We start from the raw sequence: 20,407 nt of genomic DNA on the forward strand, positions 1-20,407 counted from the left end.
AACATTCGTTTCGTTTTTTCTACAGTAATGTAGTGAAAACTATCACTCTATTCTTTTTTTTCTTCCGCTCCTAATTCTTTCGTATATGCCCCTACTTCTAAGTCAATTAATACCTTTTTACCCGGCTCAATTGTTTTTAAGATAAGTGGATAAGCTTCCATACGCTTTGCGAAATTTTGTATCGTAGTGCTCACCTCGTACCCTTCATTCATATATAAAGTAAGATGGTCTTCATTCGCATTCGTCGGTGAATAACGAATTTCAGAAATAGACCTTAAAATAGTTGGTGTTAATTTTTCAAGCTCAGCAATTAACTCCTTCATTTTCTCCTCTTTAAAAGGTTCAAAAATTGGCGCTGCAACAGGAAGTTTTCCGTTCGGGAGGACATCAAGTGTTTTCCCGTTCTCTAATAGCGGTTGTAATTTCCCATCTTTGTTTATATAACCAATCGTTAAATATTCTTCAATATGAACATCAATTTTATTTGGAAAACGTTTTTTTACATTTACCGCTTTAATTTCTTTTCGTTTCGTTAGGTTTTCTTCTGCTTTATGTGCTGTCACTCGGAAATAACTTGTATCATACGTCACACCTGATTCCTTCATCACTTGCTCATCTGTCATATAATGATTTCCAAACACACTTATCTTTTTAATATTGCTAAGCGGAGACCGAAAATAAATTAAAAAGAGCACTAATAAAAATAAAATTGATATGTATAAAATCAACCGATGATTAACATTTTTTTTGTTTTTTTTCTGCTGATTTTTTAACTTTGGTACACGATCCTGTAGTTTAATCACTTTACTATTTTTCATGTACGATCCCCCTACGTAACATAAAGAACGGCATGTTCCTCATGCCGTTCTTATCTTCTTATTATAACATAAATGATAATGAGCGGAACGAATAACCGTTATCTTCCAATGATTTCTACTTCTGTATGCATTTCTACGCTAAATTTATCCTTGATTGTTTGTTTTATTAATGCAATTAAAGATAAGACATCTTGCGCGCTGGCTCCCCCAGTATTAATAATAAAATTCCCATGCATTTCAGAAATTTGAGCTCCACCTATTTGATAGCCACGAAGCCCAGCCTTTTCTATTAAATCTCCTGCATAGTATGGAATTGGATTCCGAAATACACTTCCTGCACAAGGATGATTCCATGGCTGTGTTTCACGGCGATAATCTTTATTCTTTTGCATGACACTTACGATTCCCTCACGCTCTCCTAACTGTAATTGAAACTCAGCTTCCAAAACAATACCAGGACGTTTCGTTTGTAATATAGATGTACGATAGGAAAACTCCATTTCTCCATGCGTTAACCAGTCAATTGTTCCGTTTTCAAACAAAATAAGAGCTTTTGATAATATGTGTGCTATATCCGATTTATGTGCTCCTGCATTCATATACACTGCACCACCAACACTTCCTGGAATACCACTTGCAAATTCCAGACCGGCTAACCCTTGACGACTAAGTAAAGTTGACAATTTAATAAGGGGGTATCCACCACCAACTCTTACTCTATGTTTTTCGACTTCTAAATGGTCTAATCCTTCTCCTAAACGAATAACGACACCTTCTATACCTAGATCAGATACAAGAAGGTTCGAACCGCGACCAATTACAGTCCACTTTGTTTTATATTTTTTTACTAACTGCAAAGTTTTTTCAATACCGGCAATATGCTTTGGCACAATTAAAATATCAGCTGGTCCACCTATTTTCATAGTGGTATAACGCGCTAACGGTTCATTCACTAATACGCGACCAACATTTGCTTCTATAAGCTCATTTACTAATTGCTCCATAAACAATCTCCCCCATACTAAGTATCCTTATTACAGTAGTATGCAGGGCGTTCACCTAACGTTATTTTTTTACAAGCTTATTCATTACTTCATACAGCTTATTTGCTGCATCTGGAATACCTAATTGTGTAGCAGCTAGCTTCATATTTTGTAATGTTTGTGCATCTAATAAAATCTCATCAATATCACGAATAAGCGTTTCAGCTGTTAAATCTTTTTCAAGCAACATTTTTGCTGCTCCTTTATCGACAACAGAACGTGCATTTTTTTCCTGATGGTTATTTGTTACGTAAGGACTCGGAATTAACACACTTGGCTTTCCTAATGCGGTTAATTCTGCAAGTGTTGTTGCCCCCGCTCTTGAAACAACAAGATCTACCCCCGTAAGTACCTCTGGCATATTATGAATGAAAGGTTTAATAATAACATTATTCGGATTCCCTTTTTGCTTCACTGCTTCCATTACTTTGTCATAATGAACTTCACCTGTTACATACAATATTTCGTAACTTTTATTTCCGAACTGTTCAATTGCTTCTACGAAAGCATCGTTAATCGGTCTAGCCCCACGGCTTCCACCAAAAATAAGTACGGATTTTTTAGGAAGAGATAAACCTACTGAACGTTTTCCTTTCATTCCATTCTGATCCATTACTTCTGATGCTCGTGGATTTCCTGTCATGACAACTTTTGACTGTGGAAAATGTTCTGCAGCCGCTTCAAAACAAACCGCAACTTTATCAACATAGCGACTTAAAAATTTATTCGTTACACCAGGTACACTATTTTGTTCATGTACAATAGTTGGAATACCTAATTTCGCCGCAGCATATACAACTGGTCCACATACATATCCACCCGTTCCAATCACAATATCCGGATTAAAACGACGAATATATCGTTTACTATCTTGTACACCCTTTAGAAAACGCATCACCGTTTTCACGTTATCTAACGATATTTTGCGCTTAAATCCACTTATAACAATCGATTGAAACGGTATACCTGCTTTTGGAACGATTGTGCTCTCTAATCCATTCTCCGTACCAATATATAAAAACCTTGCTTCCGGATTTAACTTTTTTATTTCTCTTATTAAAGCAAGAGCCGGATAAATATGACCTCCAGTGCCCCCACCACTTACTAATACTCGCACTACTAACTCCTCCGCTTCTCTTTTCTTATTTCAGTCGTATTTATTTCTATATACATAATGTTTCTTCGCGCACATACGAAAAACCCTGTCTTATAAAACAGGGTTTAGTAGCGAGAATGGCGACTTATATTTAATAATACACCTACTGCCATTAACATTAATGTCAAACTCGATCCACCATAACTTAAAAACGGCAAAGTAATACCCGTAACAGGCATCAATCCTGTTACAACACCCACATTAATCATTACTTGAATCGCAATCATCGCCACAATACCTACTGCTAAAAACGTACCATATAAATCTGGCGCTCCTAAAGCTATACGAATCCCACGCCATAATAATAGACTAAATAATAATAACACAAATGAACCACCAATAAAACCTAATTCCTCGGATAAGATTGCAAATATAAAGTCTGTTTGTGGTTCAGGTAAATAAAGAAACTTTTGTCTACTTTGTCCAAGTCCGAGCCCGAATAATCCACCAGGTCCAATTGCGAGTAACGATTGAATAATTTGAAATCCACTTCCAAGCGGATCTGACCACGGATCTAAATATGATGTAATACGTTTCATTCGATACGGTGCTGATGCAATTAACCCTACAAATCCTGCTATACCCAGCAAACCAAACATTGCAAAGTGAAAGACCCTCGCTCCCGAGATAAATATCATAATGATACATGTCCCAACCATTACCGTTCCTGTGCCAAGATCTGGCTGTAACATAATCATCCCAAAAGCAAGAAATACAAAGCCAAGAGCTGGTAGTAAACCACGTTTAAAAGAAGTAATTAATTTTTGTCGTTCCGCTAAAAATTTTGCTAAGAAAATAATCATCGCAAACTTCATAAATTCTGACGGTTGAATGGAAAATGCCCCGATTCCAATCCAACTTCGCGCTCCTCCTCGGACAAGTCCTACCCCCGGAATAAGAACAAGAATAAGAAGAATGAAGCAAACTAGCAAAATTACTTTTGAATACGTACGCCACACCCAATAATCAATTTTCATGATAAAAAACATAGCCATTACACCAAGACTTGCAAATAACAATTGCCTTTTTGCAAAAAAGAATGAGTCCCCCATTTTATAAGAGGCCCAAACTGCACTCGCACTATACACCATAATCATTCCGATTGTTAACAACGCAAGTGTAACGATGATGAGAATAAAATCAGGCGTTTTCTTCATTACCCATAAACACCACCTCTTTAGGCAGAAACTTTTGCCCTATGTAACAAAACATCAGTAGGTGTTAGCCTACTGATGTTTTGATTTACTTTATATAAGTTTATGCACAGCTTGTATAAAAATGTCTCCTCTTTCTTCAAATGTTTTAAATTGATCCCAGCTTGCACATGCTGGAGAAAGAAGAATTACATCCCCATCTGTAGAATGAGCATAAGCTTTCACTACCGCTTCATCTAAAGTATCGACACTTTCAATTGTATCTAATCCCGCTTTTTCTGCAGCTCTTACTAATTTTGGAGCTGTTTGTCCAAATGTTACAATTGCTTTTACATTTTTGAAATACGGAATTAAATCATTGAATTCATTTCCACGATCAAGCCCACCTGCTAATAACACAATCGGTTGTGTAAACGCAGATAAAGCTTTCTCAGTCGCTAACATATTCGTTGCTTTTGAGTCATTATAAAACTTACGGTTGTTAAGAGTTGTTACATATTCTAAACGATGTTTTACACCTGTAAAACGTTTTAACACCGCCGTAATCGCTTCATTAGAAACACCCAATAATTTTGCGATACTCATCGCTGCTAAAATATTTTCTAAATTATGCTGACCAGGTAAAACGATATCGCCTACTTCAACAACTTTTTCACCTTTAAAATAAAGAGCATTATCTTTTATACACGCACCATCTTTAATTTCTTTCGTTGTCGAGAATAGTACTTTTTGACCTTTACTATAAGCAGATAGAGCCATCACATCTGCATCATCTGCATTTATTACACTATAATCATTTTCTGTTTGGTTTTTAAAAATATTTGCTTTTGCTAAACCATATTCCTTCTTCGTCCCATGATAATCTAAGTGAGCCTCAAATAAATTTAAAAACGCAGCAATTTTAGGTTGGAACAATTCTACTCCCATCAGTTGGAACGATGAAAGTTCTGTAACTACAACTTCATTTTCTTTTGCATCCTGTGCTACTTCACACGCTACAGTTCCAATGTTCCCTGCAATTACAGGATGCTTTTGTCCTTCTTTTAGCATTTCAAATGTAAGCATTGTCGTCGTCGTTTTACCGTTAGATCCCGTAATCCCAACAAATGGCGCTTCTGCGATACGATATGCTAATTCAACTTCCGTAACAATTGGAATTTGCTTTTCTTTCGCAGCAACTAATATTGGATTAGAATACGGGATTCCTGGATTTTTTACTACAAGAGAAATATTTCTCTCTAATAACTCTAAAGGATGACCACCGCATACAACGTCCATTCCTTTTGCTTGTAATTCTGCAGCAAGTACATTTCCCGCTAAAGGTTTTCCGTCATTTACAATAACATTTGCCCCTAATTTTTGTAACAACGTAGCTGCTGCATAACCACTTTTTGCAATGCCTAATACAAGAATATTTTTATTTTGAAATTCAGTTACAGTTTTCAATTACATCCACACCCCGATATAAATTCCTAACACAGCTAATAAAAATCCTACAGACCAAAACGTCACAACAACACGCCACTCTGACCAACCACATAATTCATAATGATGGTGTAATGGACTCATTTTAAAGACACGTTTCCCTGTTGTTTTAAACGAAATGACCTGAATAATAACGGATAAAGTTTCCATTACGAATACGCCACCAATAATTACAAGTAACAATTCTTGTTTTAATAAAATTGCTACAGCTGCAATGGCTCCACCTAAAGCTAAAGAACCTGTATCTCCCATAAACACTTTCGCTGGGTTCGCATTGAATACTAAAAACCCAAGTACAGCTCCTACAACTGCCATACAGAATATCGCTACTCCAAATTGCTCTTGTGCTACAGCAATAATACTAAACGCTCCAAATGCAATAGCCGCTGTTCCTGATAATAAACCATCTAAACCGTCAGTTAAGTTAACTGCATTTGATCCACCAATAAGCATAAATAGTACAAGTACAAAATACGCCCAACCTAATTCAAACTTAACATCCGTTCCCGGAATCATAATATATGTGTGGAACGCTTGCCCTTTTCCAATTAAAAAGAACGCAATTGCAATAACAAGCTGACCTACTAATTTTTGTTTCGATGTTAAACCAAGATTTCTCTTCTTAACTACCTTTATGTAGTCATCTAAAAATCCAATCAATCCATAACCAAACGTCACTAATAGTAATAATGAAACCTCTGCACCTAAACGATTAAACTTAATCGCCATAATAAGTGAAGTTACCATCATAGATACGTATATGACAATACCACCCATTGTCGGTGTCCCTGATTTTTTTTGATGTGACTTTGGTCCCTCATCACGAATACTCTGTCCGAACTTTAATTTTCTTAAAAACGGAATAAACAATGGCGAAAGGGCAACAGAAATTAAGAATGCTACCCCAGCCGTTACTAATAAACCTTGCTCAAGCACATGCAGTCCTCCTCTCACGTTGTTACTCTTCGTTGTTTAAACGCTCTGTAATTGCTTCTTTAGCGACTTCACGATCGTCAAAATGATGAACGTCTTTACCAATAATTTGATACGTTTCATGACCCTTACCAGCAATAATGATGATATCTTCAGCTTTCGCGTTAGCAATTGCATGGTATATCGCTTCTTTTCTATCAATAATTACTTCATAATTATTCCCATTTGCACCCTGTACCATATCATCTAAAATAGCCCCTGGCTCTTCACTTCTTGGATTATCTGAAGTGTAAATTGCGTGAGTTGCATATTTTGTTGCAACACTTGCCATGATTGGTCTCTTCGTTCGATCTCTATCACCGCCACAACCGACGATACAATATACGTCACCTTTTGCAAACTGTTTTGCTGTTTTCAATACATTTTCTAGGCTATCTGGCGTATGTGCATAATCAACAATAACTGTATAATTTTGTCCACCATCAACCACTTCAAAACGTCCTGGAACTCCAGCCAGGTTCTTTATCACATCAATAACTGTTTCTAAACTTACACCGGAAACAAGTCCTGCTGCTGTTGCCGCTAGTACGTTATATACATTAAATTTCCCAATCAATTTCATCGTAACATTTATACTTTCATATGGTGTTACAAGCGTAAACGTAGTTCCACCACTCGTCATAACGATATCTTTAGCCATAATATCACTTGTTGTATCAATTCCATACGTTACAACAGTTGCTGCAGTACTTCTCATATATTCCTCTGTTACAACATCATCATTATTCAGTACCGCGTACTTTTCACGATTATGATTATAACTATTGCCAAGTTGTGCAAATAACAACCCTTTTGCATGTTTATATTCTTCCATCGTTTTATGATAGTCTAAATGATCTTGTGTTAAATTTGTAAACACTGCTACATCGTAATCACATCCGTGTACACGACCAAGATCTAAAGCATGCGATGAGACTTCCATTACTGTGCTATCCACACCATGTTCAACCATTTTTGAAAACGTCTGTTGAAGTGTTAGTGCATCTGGCGTTGTATTTTTCACCTCAAATGTTTCATCACCGATTTTCATATTAATCGTTCCAATTAGCCCTGTTTTATGACCATGTGCGCGCATAATCTCATCCATAATATGCGATGTTGTTGTCTTTCCATTTGTACCTGTAATTCCGATTAAATGTAACTTGTGCGTTGGTTGACCATAAAAATAATCAGCTAAAACCGCTAACGAACGAAAAGTATTTTTCACAAGTACAACTGGAACGTCAACATCAATTGGTCTTTCCGCAACAATAGCAGCCGCTCCTTGTGCCGCTGCTTGCTTAGCAAAATCATGGCTATCAACCGTATATCCTTTCATACATACAAATAAGCTTCCTTCTTTCACTTTACGTGAATCAGCTTCTATAGATGTGATTTCTGGATTTTCTTTTGGAACAACTGGAAAATCATGCAAACATGATACAAGTGTATGCAACTTCATTTCACTAAACCCTCTCTACATTGTGTATTTATCTCTTTTTTTAATAAGCAACACGCTACCTCCTAATTATGTGAAATAGGAGGTAGGTGCTACTGTGTCTAATAAATAGACCTATTTATAACTGAAACCCTTACGGCCTCAAGTTAAGTAACTCTTCTATAAAGAACTCACTTCCACCAATTGTACCATAAAACGTACTAGGTTACCTTTAATTACCGAAGTAAATTCTAATTTTTGAGCCTTCTTTCACTTTAGCTCCTGCTTCTGGGGATTGTTTAATGACTTTCTCTCCATCTCCACTTATATCAAGCTTCAAATCGACGAGTTGCGTCTGTAAGTCTTTCTTTTTCATACCAATTAAATTCGGAACTTCCACAGTTGGTATATCGCCCCATTTATATTCTCTCTCAACTTGTTCTTTTCTCGGTTTCACTCCCATAACAGGAAGTGCATCCCGAAGAATATTCCCAACAATTGGAGCTGCTACTACTCCACCAAATTGCGTTACACCTTTCGGGTTATCAACAGCAACATAGACAACAATCTCCGGATCATCTGCTGGAGCAAATCCGATAAAAGATACTATATAATTATTCTCTAAATATTTACCATCTTTCACCTTTTGAGCCGTACCTGTTTTCCCACCTACACGATACCCATCAATGAAAGCACCTTTACCAGATCCCTTTGCTACAACATTCTCTAATGCATACCGAACTTTTTCTGAAGTTTCCTTGGAAATAACTTTTCTTTTTTCCACAGGTGTCTTTTTACTTACAACTTGATTATTTTTCGGATCAATAAATTCTTTAGCTATATACGGTTGATACAATGTTCCACCATTTACAGCCGCTGCTACTGCTGCTACTTGTTGAATTGGTGTTACAGAAACGCCTTGACCGAATGAAGTGGTTGCTTGTTCGACTGGACCGACTTTATCTAAATTAAATAAAATCCCACTACCTTCACCTTGCAAATCGATTCCGGTTTTCTGCCCAAAACCGAAATTACGAATGTATTTAAACAATCGGTCTTTACCAAGACGATCACCCAGTTCAATAAATCCCGGGTTACAAGAGTTTTGAACTACTTCTAAAAACGTTTGGCTACCATGGCCTCCCGCTTTCCAGCATTTCAATCTAGCTCCACCAACTTCAGCTGCTCCATCATCATAAAACGTATCTTTCTCTAAGTCTACTAAATTTTCATTCAAGGCTGCGGCTAACGTAATGATCTTAAATGTTGAACCAGGTTCATACGTACTCCATACCGGTAAATTTCTATTATACACTTCTGGAGAAACACTTTGAAAATCCGCTGGATCAAAGCTCGGCCGACTCGACATACCTAAAATTTCACCATTTTTCGGATTCATTGCGATTGCAATCATACCATCTGGATTATATGTCGACTCTGCAATATTCATTTCTCTTTCCATAATTCTATTAATACGTGCATCAATTGTTAAGCCTAAATTCAAACCAGCTTCTGGTTTTTTGAAATCATCGCCAACATTAGGCATCCTTTGTCCTTTTGCATCTGCAAAAAAACGCACATGACCATCATCACCATTTAGCTCTTTATCATAATATTTTTCTAGTCCCATAAGACCTTGGTTATCACTACCTGCAAACCCTAATACGTGTGATAAAAAGTTTCCAAATGGATAGTACCGGATAGAGTCCTCTGCGATATAAACACCTTTCAAACTTAATCCTCGTACCTCTTTCGCTTTATCATGTGATATTTTCCTGCCACCCTTATCTAATCTTACAATTGATTCCTTTTTTGTAACCCTCTTATAAATCTCGTCTTTTTCCACACCTAATACTGCAGCTAACTTCTCTGCAGTCTCTGCTGGTTTTTCAATTTGCCTCGGTACAACAAAGACAGTTGGGGCACTTTTATTCGTGGCAAGTTCCACACCATTTCGGTCTAAAATTTTCCCACGTTCAGGTTCAAAAGTAATATTACGACTCCATGAATCCTTCGCACGATCCGTTAACATATTGCCAAGAAAAAATTGCACATATCCAAGACGAATATCGATGATAGTGAAAATAAGTATACCTGATATGAGTATAAAAATAAGTCGTTTTCTAACTGTTACATTTGATACACGCATATTGGAACAAGCCTCCCTTACGCCTAGCTTGTTCCAAATATATGCTTGTACTTATTTAATTAGAACTTCTTCCCTTTTACCATTACGGTTTTTCTGCTTCTTGTTGTGGTTCAAGTGGCGGTACAAGTGTTACACCTAACTCTGTACCAGGTTGCAACAATGTTCCTTCTGCCACACTTTGTTCGGTTACATATCCGGTACCAGTAGGTTTTAAGTTAAGCTTTAATGTTTTTGCTAAATTCATAACATCACGCAATGCCCAGCCTTGTATATTTGGCATTGTAGGTTTATCTCCTACCAAAAAGACTCGGTCACCCTTCAATGTTTGCTCTGTCGCTTTCGGTACTTGTTGCTGTACTTTCCCTTCACCTAATACGATTGGACGAAGTTTTGCTTTATCAATGGCTTTTTTCGCTTCTTCCATCGTTTTTTCAGTTACATCTGGAACAGCAGTTTGTTGCTCTTTCACATATTTCTTCGGATCTTTCACTTCATTAGGCTTAATCTTTAAATACTCTAAACTATTCTTCGTTACATATTTAAAAATATCAGCTAAAGGTTGTGCACCGCTCTCATCATCTTTCAATTTCGGCTTTTTAACAGCTACATACACAACAAGTTGCGGATCGTCCATAGGTGCCATTCCTAAGAATGAGAATATATAATTCTCTCTTCCCGTCATATAGCCACCTTTTCCATCCGGAATTTGCGCTGTCCCTGTTTTACCACCAACTGAATATCCATCGACTTTATAAGCAGTTCCTGTTCCTTTCGGTGATGTAACAACACGCTCTAATAACTGTCTTACTTGCGCTGCTGTCTCTTTTGTAACAGGTTTTCCCACTTCTTCTGGTTTATGTTCTAATTTTACTTCCTCTGTTATCGGATCTACAATTTTATCAATTGTATAAGGTTTCATCATTTTCCCATCATTTGCTATAGCAGTTGCAGCTTGTACAAGCTGAATTGGTGTTACAGTAGAACCTTGTCCAAAAGCTGTTGTTACTTGCTGTATTTGCTGATCGAATACAATGGTATTTGAACCTTCACCAGGTAAATCAATATTCGTTTTTTCATCTAATCCGAAAGCGTGAATATACTTTCGGAAACGGTCTGGACCAAGTTTTTGATCCCCTAAAATTGCAAACGCTACGTTGGAAGATCTCTCTACCCCTTCATCAAAAGTAATAGATCCCCATCCAGCGCCGCCATTATGATCTTTTATTTTTCGATTCCCGACTGGATATGTACCAGACTGATAATAATCTTGTCCCTTATACACACCTTCATTAATAGCTGCCGCTAGTGTGAAAATTTTCATTGTTGATCCAGGTTCAAATGCATTCGCAATTGCGTCATTATAAAAATAATTATTATTCTCTTGGTTCGGATCATAACTAGGCTTACTAGACATCGCTAATATTTTCCCTGTTTTTGGATCCGCAACAATTCCTATTAAGCTTTCTGGCTCATAATGTTTACTCGCTTCTTTCATTGCATCTTCTAAATAACTTTGAATACGCTGGTCAAGTGTTAAATATACATTATCTCCATTTTTAGGTGCCTTCACATTCACTTTTCCACCGTCAAGAGATACGCCTCTACGATCGCCTGTATAAGCTACCTCTCCATTGGAAGCACCTAAATACTTATTCAAACTCTTTTCTAAACCAAATTGACCTACAGCGATTCCCTTTTCATCAGGTCTCGCATGACCTACAACATAAGATGCAAAATCACCGTTCGGATACACTCTTGCATTTTCAGTAATAAAAGATATACCTGGTAATTTCAATGCTTCTATTTGTTCTTTCTGTTCTTTCGTCAAGCCTTTACCTAATTTCCCAAACTCTACTTGACTTCTACCCTCTTTATTTAAAGTAGCTAAAATCTTCTCTTCTTCTGTTCCGAGTACTCCCGCAATTTTCTTAGCAGTATCCTCTTTATTCTCAACAGGCTTCGCACCTTTTAATTCCGCTACAAGTTTATAAGAGTTTGCATCTTGCGCTAACACATGGGAATTTTGATCATAAATCGTCCCACGATTCGCTTCCAGAACTCCTGTTTTACTATGTTTTTGCTTAGCAAGTGTATCTAAATCCTGATTATGCACTGTTCCTGTCGCTTGTATGTAAAAAAATCGGGCTAATAACAGCAAAAAGAGCAGGAGGAATAAAATCATAAAATACCCTGCTCCCTTATTGGTATGAAATTTAGTCATATTTCTCTTCATTTTCCCTTCACACCTATTGCCTTATTTGAGGCCTTTCACATTATTCGCATTAATTTCTAGCCCGTGTTTTTTTGCAACTTCAGAGATTCGTTCATAACGACTTAACTTCTCTACTTCAGCCTGTAACTCTTGATTTTCTTTTTGCTGCTGTACAATTTTTTGTTCTATTGTCGCAGCTTCTACATTAACTTGATAAAGACCTGCTTTATTTCCAATAAACGCTACACAGGCATACAATAAAAAGCCAATAAACGCTACATACAACAGTTTTTCGATTCTTGTAATCTTCGCTTTAGCTTTTGGCTGAACCATCTGCTGTGGGGGCGTTTGAATCTGAACCTCTTCTTGCGCTTGTTGCTTGTACTTTACAGCTAAGTTACTCATACCTCTCTCCCCTTTTTATCGTTTTTCAGCGATTCTCAATTTCGCAGAACGCGCTCGATTATTTTCTTCTAACTCTATATCAGAAGGTAAAATCGGTTTTCTTGTAATAAGCTTTAATTTCGGCTTAAATTCATCAGGAATAATCGGTAATCCTGGCGGCAATTGTGGCGTTGTACTATTTCGCTTAAACGTCGTTTTGCAAATACGGTCTTCTAAAGAATGGAATGTTATAACACTAACTCTTCCGCCTGGCTTGACCATCTCAATTGCAGATTCCAACGCTTCTTCAAATACTTTCAATTCATCATTTACCGCAATACGGATTGCCTGGAACACTCGCTTCGCAGGATGCCCACCCGTTCTACGAGCAGGAGCTGGAATACCCTCTTTAATTAGTTCTACTAATTCTGCTGTCGTTTCAATAGCTTTATTCTCACGATACGCTTCAATTTTCCTAGCTATTTGTTTTGAAAATTTCTCTTCACCATACTGGAAGAAAATCCTTACAAGTTGTTCATATGACCAGCTATTTACAACATCATATGCTGTTAAAGGGGCGTCTTGATCCATCCGCATATCTAACGGTGCATCATGATGATAACTAAAGCCACGCTCTGGTGTATCTAATTGCGGGGATGAAACACCTAAATCAAATAAAATGCCGTCTACTTCTGTTATGCCTAATTCGTGTAGTTTCTCAGATAAATAACGGAAATTACTTTTTACTGTTATGAACTGCTCACCGTATGAAGAGAATTTTTCTTTCGCATTTTGAATCGCTATTTCATCTTGATCAAACGCGATTAACTTTCCGCCTTCAGTTAATTGGGATAATAAATAAGAACTATGTCCTCCTCCCCCCAGTGTACAATCTACATATGTACCATCTGGCTTTATATCTAAGCCGTCTACTGTTTCCTTCAAAAGCACTGTTACGTGTTTAAACATTGTTGCACCTACTCTTTTTCCAATTAATTATGTTGAATGCATCTCCTCCCCTAAACGTACATTTCACGATTAGAGAACGAAATACTATGAAAGAACGACTCATTTAACTTGCCTACAAAGGCAGCATACTATACAAATCGCTATTTTCTTTTATTATATACTAAATTTTATCATCTTTTGCGGGAATTTAAATAAAAAACTGTCGAAAAAGATAATAATACGTTTACATTTTGTGCTATTTTGTCATATATTTAAGTATCCTGCATAATTACGATATCCATTGTTTTAAAATTAATAATTCAGAAAAAAATTCACTTCACAGTAAATTCAACGGGACAAAAATAAAATCCTGCTCCTAAGAGCAAGATTCTATAGTTTTATAACATGATGTTTTCCGTCCCAAGAAAACGGGTTTTCCATTACACGATCAACGAAATCCAAACCAAACTGATTTAAATAGTAACATACATTCCACACACGCTCTTGCGGCGCTCCTAATGGACGAAGTGCAAATTGTATGCGACGGAATTTATTTAGCTGCACTTCATGTTTTTTCTCAATATTTCTTTTCAACATTCTTTCCAACAGTTCTATTTGTTCATTAATTTTGAATTCATTTTTCCCTGCAAACCCACTTAACCCCGGATCTATTTTCTTCACAAACTGTTGTAATGACGTATGAATATCAATTATTTCTTTTTTCGCCTCTACAAATCGTTCATCTATCGGTTCCTCTATTTGATTAGATAACCAGTTTTCACGCAACTTATCTACGTTATTTACAAACGGATCACTCTCTTGCAATTGTAAATCATGTAAATCTGTCGCTATATCTCTCTCTATATAAGTGATTGTAATACGTGGAACGACAGGTGGCATTCGGAAACCGATAGTATGGAAGACTTGTTGCAATTCACTCCAATAAGCTAATTCCCCCGGACCTCCAATAAACGCCAGCGTAGGGAATACATACTCTTGCATAAGAGGGCGCGTTACAACATTATTACTAAAACGTTCCGGGCTTCTTTCCATCTCTTCAATCAATTCTTCATACGAAAAGGAATACGCTCCATCTTTCCCAACAAACTTCCCTTGATCGTCTTCAAGTAACACTCGCTCGTTATCAATTTCCATGAATATATGCACTGCATTAGACTTCGTTTCAATAATCGGTTTATATCCTAATTCTTTAATTACTTCCTGTTGGTTATGAAGCCCCTCTTGCACTTCTTTATACTTACCTACAATTTGTTTGAAAAACGGCAATTCTAGTTTTCTTAATTCTGGATGATGCGAATCGACAAGAATTAAACCAGAATTCACGAACATTTGCATAATAAGATGAGCAAAGAAATCTACATACGTATTCGATTTCCCCAAAGAATCATCAATAAATTGCAGTACATCCTTTGTAAAATTCGTTTCAGGGTATGTTTTGAAAATTTCTTCAATCCACTTTCTACAGTCTTCCAGAGAAAGATCGGACTCTGAAGCACTCGCTTTTTTCGGATTACGATCATGAAAAATAGTCTTTTTTATTTTTTTATTCTTCGTTACAAAAGTATGATTAATTTCATCCATATCATGGTCTTCACCAGCAATCCAGAAAACAGGAACAACTTTAACACCTAAACTTTCTTCCTTTTCCCTCGCAAGCTGTAAAACCGAAATAATTTTATGAATCGTATAAAGCGGTCCAGTTAATAACCCAGCTTGTTGTCCAGCTATAACAACATATGTATTTTCATCTCCAAGCGCTTTTACATTTTGAATTGTAGCTTCTCCCGCTTGTAATTTTGTATTATATTCTAATAAATGCGCTACTAAATCTTGGCGGAAAAACTCCCTCTCACGCAAATCTTGTACACGCTGTTTAAAAGCATCTTCTGTTAACATATAATCAAAACACGACTGTATCTCTTTTTTACCGTTCATATAGTCCGCTACAACACCTTGTTGCGGAACAGAGATTTCTTTTATCTCCATATAATTCTTCCTTTCGTATCCTGTTCTCTCACCAATCCACATTGTAGTCAATGTTTCACGTAAAAGCAAAGAATTACACTTATACTTTTACTTCCAATCCTTTTATTGCATCGAATAAAAATTGAAGTGTCGGAACGGATTGTTGTTGTTTCTTAGCTTCTTCTAATACATATCCAACAATCGCACCAATCTCTGTTTGTCTATTCGCTCTTACATCTGCCAGCATAGATGATGTATTATGAGACGTTTTTTCACATACATGACGTACCATTTCCCATACCATTTCTTTTTCTTCTTTAACGAGAAAAACGACTTCGTGGAATACTTGCTCCATCATCTGATAAAAAAACGGGTTCGTAATCAATTCTCCGTTCTTGACTTGTAATAATGCCGTCAATGGATTGATACATACATTAACTACTAATTTCTTGTGCATAACATCCTTCCAATCATCTTCTATTCGAATCGGAAAATGAGGAAAAGGAAAGCAATTAAATATTTTTTCAAAATGTATAGACCGGCCGTGCACGATTCCAAACTTTGTTACACCTATCCCTGTATGATAAACGGTATGTCTTTCTTCTTTTTTTGCACCATGCTCCACAATTCCAACTGCAATATTTTCATTCTCTATTTTCTGCATAGCATGAAGGTGTGACATCCCGTTTTGCAAAAAGATTAATGAGGATTTCCCTCGCACAAAAGGTAGTATGTCAGTTATATGATATTGCTTAACAGCAATAAATATATAATCTAGCTGCTGGTCTAGCATACTTTCTATCGGCAATACCTGCGGGAATACCGTTTCACGTTTCCCCTCCCTAATACAAGTTACACCCGTTATATTTAATTCTTCAGCCTGCTTAGCTGTCCTTGTAAACAACGTAACATCTTGATTACTTTTTTGTAAATAAAATGTATACAATAGACCGATAGCTCCTGGTCCCACAACTCCGATTTTCATTTTCACACAAGGAACTCATTTGAACACGATACATGAGTCCCTTTTCCCCTCCCCTTTTATTCCGCTATCACCCGATTCGTGCGGAATCATATTTAACTAAAGATGAACAAACGACACCAATTACAGTTTCACTTTATCCTCTTCAATTACATTAACACAGTTTATAACTTCCTTACTTTTTGACAAACAAATGCCACCTCTTCTTCCAATATGTATATACTACTTATTCATATGCTCCTACTCTTAGTTTAGCAAATCCTCAAAAAAATAATAAAAGAAATATACTATCATCTTCATAAAAATAAAAAAATGAGTTATAATATTATTATAAATATTTTTACTTTTCTGCATTCAACAAGATAAGAAAAGGATGTGATGTTATGGGATTCCCAAAAGTTGAGCGCTTGCTCATCAATTATAAAACATTAGACGAGTTTAAAAAATTTAAAGGTTGTGGAGCTCAAGAGCTATCCATGTTAGAAGAATTACAAGCAAATATTATTGAAAACGACAGTGAATCTCCATTTTACGGTATTTATTATGGCGGATCACTAATTGCACGTATGAGTCTATATATGAAAAGGAACGGCGGAGAACCATTCGAAATTACAGGTACTTACCTAGAACTCTATAAACTTGAAGTGTTGCCAACTTTCCAAAAACAAGGATTCGGAGAAATGCTTGTAAATTATGCGAAGGGACTACAGTTCCCAATTAAAACGATCGCACGTATTCATTCAGCTGGTTTTTGGGATAAATTAAATTTCCAACCTATATCAGTGCCTGATGGTGATTTTTATGTTTGGCAACCAGAAACAAATTTGAATGCGGTTACAAATGAAGAATCTGCATAAGAAATAAAAAAAACAGCTACATCGCAGCTGTTTTTTTATTTCTTTAACTTCTCTAATTTCCCATTCGACCGAGCGCTATTTCTTTCTGCTACTATTACACTTCTTTTTTGATCAATATAATCAAGCAATGTTCTATATTCTTCCTCATATACTGATAATCGCTCCAAAAGACGTTCTTTCTCTGTTTGTAACGATTCAATTTGCTGTTGCAACACCATCAAAGAATTTTCATCTTTATAATTTTGCAAGAAATCAATAACATCATTCAATGTAATTGACGCAGGCTCCAATACCTTCGTCTCTTTCACTTCATAATTTTCTACTTTACGCAGTTGCTTCGCTTCTTCAATACGTTCTTTGTATTGCTTTCTAACATAAGAATTCCACCTAAAGCCGCATGCTGCTGGTGTACGAGATAAATGTCTTCCTACTTCTTTAAAGGCAGATAATTGCGTTCCACCTTCTTGAATATGCCGGAGTACTACTTCTGCCAGAAGCAAATCTTCATCATCAGTCCAAGCATCTTGTCTTGTTGTCGCCATATCTCTAGTCCTCCCTATGCATTTTTTATTAAACATATGCAGTTACTAGAAAAGATAGAATACAACAAATAAAGAATAAGACAAAAAAAATAAACGTAGAAGATATCTTCTACGTTTATTTTCCCGCAATTACTTGCTGATTACTTCTTTACCTTTGTAAGTACCGCATGCTTTACATACACGGTGAGCTAATTTCGCTTCACCACAGCTTGGGCACTCTACCATACCAGGTACTGATAATTTGAAATGCGTACGACGCTTTCTTTTTACTGTTTTAGAAGTTCTTCTAAAAGGTACAGCCATTCTTCCCACCTCCTTAAAAGAAATAGTTATTTTCATATGAAGGCCTGAACCAGTCTTCCGATTATTTGTCAAAAAACTTTGCAAGTCCTGCCAACCTTGGATCAACAGGCTTTTCTTTGTTTTCTTCCGAAATCACTTGCCAGTCTTGACCTTGCATCGGTGCTCCACCAGAAACATCATCACTGAAAATTTGCATTGGAATCTCCAAAAGTATATTTTCCTTGATTACGGGCAGTAAGTCAAGTACTTCTCCTTCTAAACAATGAATTTCAGCTTCAGTTTCAAATTCTTCTTGTGAAGTTTGGAACACCTCAGTTGTTTTAATGTCAAATGGTAATGTCACATCTACTAAAGAGCGAGAACATGGTAAAACCATGCTTCCAGTTATATGTAGATGGAACGTAAACTTACCGGAGCCAAAATCAACTCTTCCTGTTACATGAACAGGATTAATTTCACGAATATCTTTCTCGACCTCTTTTAGCTCACTTACATCTACCATCTCATCCAATGTCAATCCTTTATTTCTCAATTTATTCAATTGATGGATGGACCATTTCATATCATATCACCTCAAGGCAACAAACAAAATTATAGCTAGCCATTTTATATTTGTCAATGTTTTTTCTTTACACTATAATGAAGTCATCATAGTAAATAATATATAGAGTATCACGTTTTCCAAAAAGATGCTACATCGAAAGGAGAGATTCCCATAAAAGCCAGTGGTATTGTTGTTGAATATAACCCTTTTCATAACGGTCATGATTATCATGTGCAACAAACAAAAAAGTTAACACACTCTGATATTACAATCGCTGTTATGAGTGGCCCTTTTTTACAACGTGGTGAGCCGGCACTCGTATCCAAATGGTATCGCACCAAAATGGCCTTAGCATGCGGTGTAGACCTCGTTGTAGAGCTTCCGTATGCCTTTTCAACGCAAAAGGCTGAAACCTTTGCAAATGGCGCTATTTCTATTTTAAATGCCCTACACGTTTCTGAAATTTGTTTCGGCAGTGAAGATGGACAAATCGAAAATTTTTATAACACCATCTCTGTGCAAAAAAATGAAGAAGAGACTTTTAATCGTCTTGTAAAGCAATTTATGAACGCAGGTAATAGTTACGCAAAAGCTACATCTGAAGCTTTCCTACACATCTTATCTTCTGAAAAAAATATAGACATTTCACAACCAAATAACATTTTAGGCTTCCAATACATAAAAGCAATACTGACGCAAAATAGTTCTATGCAAGCACAAACGATAAAAAGATTCGCATCTCATTATCATGATGAAACATTTAATGACCAACATATTGCAAGCGCAACAAGTATTCGCAAACAACTTTTTAGCGAAAATAGTTCCTTTACAGAAATTGAGCCTTTTATCCCAACAGCGACTGCTTCTCTTTTAGCAAGTTATAAACAAAACTACGGGACATTACATAATTGGGAACAATACTTTTCATTTTTTAAATACAAACTCATGACGATGTCTCCACAGGACTTACGACATATATATGAAATTGAGGAGGGTTTAGAGCATCGTATTTTATCAAAAATACAAACCAGTTCCTCCTTCCATTCATTCATGGAATCATTAAAAACGAAGCGTTATACGTGGACTAGATTACAAAGAGCTTGTACACATATTTTAACAAATACAACAAAAGAAGAAATACATAGCGCAAATATAGAGCAACATGCACCGTACATCCGTCTACTAGGCATGTCACAAAAAGGACAAACTTACCTTTCAAAAAACAAGAAACAAATAGAGCTTCCAATCCTTACCCATACAAAAACATTTGACCATCCTACTTTACACATAGAGCGAAAAGCCAATTCTGTATATTTCTCCATCATGCAAGAACCATTACGAACACAACTACTAAAACAAGATGCAACACACCATCCAATTCGTTATGATGAAACAACTGCAAAATTCCTATAAAAAAACCTCTCTTTTTCAGAG

18 protein-coding genes are annotated in these 20,407 nt (G+C 36.4%); 2 read left to right on the forward strand and 16 right to left on the reverse strand.

Translation table 11 applies throughout. The features are described 5' to 3' along the window. Nucleotides 1–47: 47 nt before the first annotated feature. The 13 genes from divIB to panE form a co-directional block, all read right to left on the reverse strand. Nucleotides 48–818, reverse strand: a complete 771-nt coding sequence (gene divIB, locus DN390_RS10065; protein WP_000798232.1) for a cell division protein DivIB — start codon at nt 816–818, stop codon at nt 48–50. A 98-nt stretch (nt 819–916) separates the two neighbouring features. After that, nucleotides 917–1,822: a UDP-N-acetylmuramate dehydrogenase gene (murB, locus tag DN390_RS10070; RefSeq protein WP_060632037.1), complete on the reverse strand. Its 906-nt coding sequence runs from the start codon at nt 1,820–1,822 to the stop codon at nt 917–919. Between the two features lie 61 nt (nt 1,823–1,883). Beyond that, nucleotides 1,884–2,978, reverse strand: coding sequence for an undecaprenyldiphospho-muramoylpentapeptide beta-N-acetylglucosaminyltransferase (gene murG, locus DN390_RS10075; protein ID WP_016086554.1), 1,095 nt, complete (start codon nt 2,976–2,978; stop codon nt 1,884–1,886). A gap of 104 nt (nt 2,979–3,082) precedes the next feature. Further along, nucleotides 3,083–4,174 carry a stage V sporulation protein E gene (gene spoVE, locus DN390_RS10080; protein WP_060632038.1) on the reverse strand — a complete coding sequence of 364 codons (1,092 nt, stop codon included), beginning with the start codon at nt 4,172–4,174 and terminating at the stop codon, nt 3,083–3,085. Nucleotides 4,175–4,264: 90 nt separating this feature from the next. Then, complete coding sequence (murD, locus tag DN390_RS10085; RefSeq protein ID WP_147807287.1) at nt 4,265–5,617, reverse strand: UDP-N-acetylmuramoyl-L-alanine--D-glutamate ligase; 1,353 nt, start codon at nt 5,615–5,617, stop codon at nt 4,265–4,267. Then, a complete protein-coding gene (gene mraY / locus DN390_RS10090; RefSeq protein ID WP_000893059.1) occupies nt 5,618–6,592 on the reverse strand; it encodes a phospho-N-acetylmuramoyl-pentapeptide-transferase in 975 nt (324 codons plus the stop codon). Between the two features lie 22 nt (nt 6,593–6,614). After that, complete coding sequence (gene murE, locus DN390_RS10095) at nt 6,615–8,090, reverse strand: UDP-N-acetylmuramoyl-L-alanyl-D-glutamate--2,6-diaminopimelate ligase (protein WP_060632040.1); 1,476 nt, start codon at nt 8,088–8,090, stop codon at nt 6,615–6,617. Between the two features lie 208 nt (nt 8,091–8,298). Continuing rightward, on the reverse strand, nt 8,299–10,215 hold the full coding sequence (locus tag DN390_RS10100) for a stage V sporulation protein D (protein WP_097950728.1): 1,917 nt from the start codon (nt 10,213–10,215) through the stop codon (nt 8,299–8,301). An 82-nt stretch (nt 10,216–10,297) separates the two neighbouring features. Continuing rightward, nucleotides 10,298–12,448, reverse strand: a complete 2,151-nt coding sequence (locus DN390_RS10105) for a penicillin-binding protein (RefSeq protein ID WP_098264579.1) — start codon at nt 12,446–12,448, stop codon at nt 10,298–10,300. Nucleotides 12,449–12,469: 21 nt separating this feature from the next. Continuing rightward, a complete protein-coding gene (gene ftsL, locus DN390_RS10110; RefSeq protein ID WP_000067082.1) occupies nt 12,470–12,832 on the reverse strand; it encodes a cell division protein FtsL in 363 nt (120 codons plus the stop codon). Between the two features lie 15 nt (nt 12,833–12,847). Further along, nucleotides 12,848–13,780: a 16S rRNA (cytosine(1402)-N(4))-methyltransferase RsmH gene (gene rsmH, locus DN390_RS10115; protein ID WP_060632043.1), complete on the reverse strand. Its 933-nt coding sequence runs from the start codon at nt 13,778–13,780 to the stop codon at nt 12,848–12,850. A gap of 369 nt (nt 13,781–14,149) precedes the next feature. Further along, a complete protein-coding gene (gene bshC, locus DN390_RS10120) occupies nt 14,150–15,766 on the reverse strand; it encodes a bacillithiol biosynthesis cysteine-adding enzyme BshC (protein WP_147807288.1) in 1,617 nt (538 codons plus the stop codon). Between the two features lie 79 nt (nt 15,767–15,845). Then, nucleotides 15,846–16,736, reverse strand: coding sequence for a 2-dehydropantoate 2-reductase (panE, locus tag DN390_RS10125; RefSeq protein WP_147807289.1), 891 nt, complete (start codon nt 16,734–16,736; stop codon nt 15,846–15,848). Nucleotides 16,737–17,110: 374 nt separating this feature from the next. On the opposite strand from panE, the gene DN390_RS10130 reads away from it, so the two are divergent. Continuing rightward, on the forward strand, nt 17,111–17,584 hold the full coding sequence (locus tag DN390_RS10130) for an N-acetyltransferase (RefSeq protein ID WP_063221181.1): 474 nt from the start codon (nt 17,111–17,113) through the stop codon (nt 17,582–17,584). Between the two features lie 35 nt (nt 17,585–17,619). Here DN390_RS10130 and DN390_RS10135 read toward each other — a convergent pair whose 3' ends face one another. The 3 genes from DN390_RS10135 to DN390_RS10145 all read right to left on the reverse strand — a co-directional run bounded on the left by DN390_RS10135 (nt 17,620) and on the right by DN390_RS10145 (nt 18,991). Next, a complete protein-coding gene (locus DN390_RS10135; RefSeq protein WP_060632047.1) occupies nt 17,620–18,126 on the reverse strand; it encodes an RsfA family transcriptional regulator in 507 nt (168 codons plus the stop codon). Between the two features lie 129 nt (nt 18,127–18,255). Then, complete coding sequence (gene rpmF, locus DN390_RS10140; RefSeq protein ID WP_001984764.1) at nt 18,256–18,429, reverse strand: 50S ribosomal protein L32; 174 nt, start codon at nt 18,427–18,429, stop codon at nt 18,256–18,258. Between the two features lie 61 nt (nt 18,430–18,490). Then, a complete protein-coding gene (locus DN390_RS10145) occupies nt 18,491–18,991 on the reverse strand; it encodes a YceD family protein (protein ID WP_048550548.1) in 501 nt (166 codons plus the stop codon). Between the two features lie 153 nt (nt 18,992–19,144). Between DN390_RS10145 and DN390_RS10150 the strand changes: the two genes are divergently transcribed. Beyond that, a complete protein-coding gene (locus tag DN390_RS10150) occupies nt 19,145–20,386 on the forward strand; it encodes a nucleotidyltransferase (RefSeq protein WP_370513473.1) in 1,242 nt (413 codons plus the stop codon). Nucleotides 20,387–20,407: the final 21 nt, after the last annotated feature.

Source organism: Bacillus sp. SH7-1, assembly GCF_008042405.1.
Taxonomy (GTDB): Bacteria; Bacillota; Bacilli; order Bacillales; family Bacillaceae_G; genus Bacillus_A; species Bacillus_A thuringiensis_N.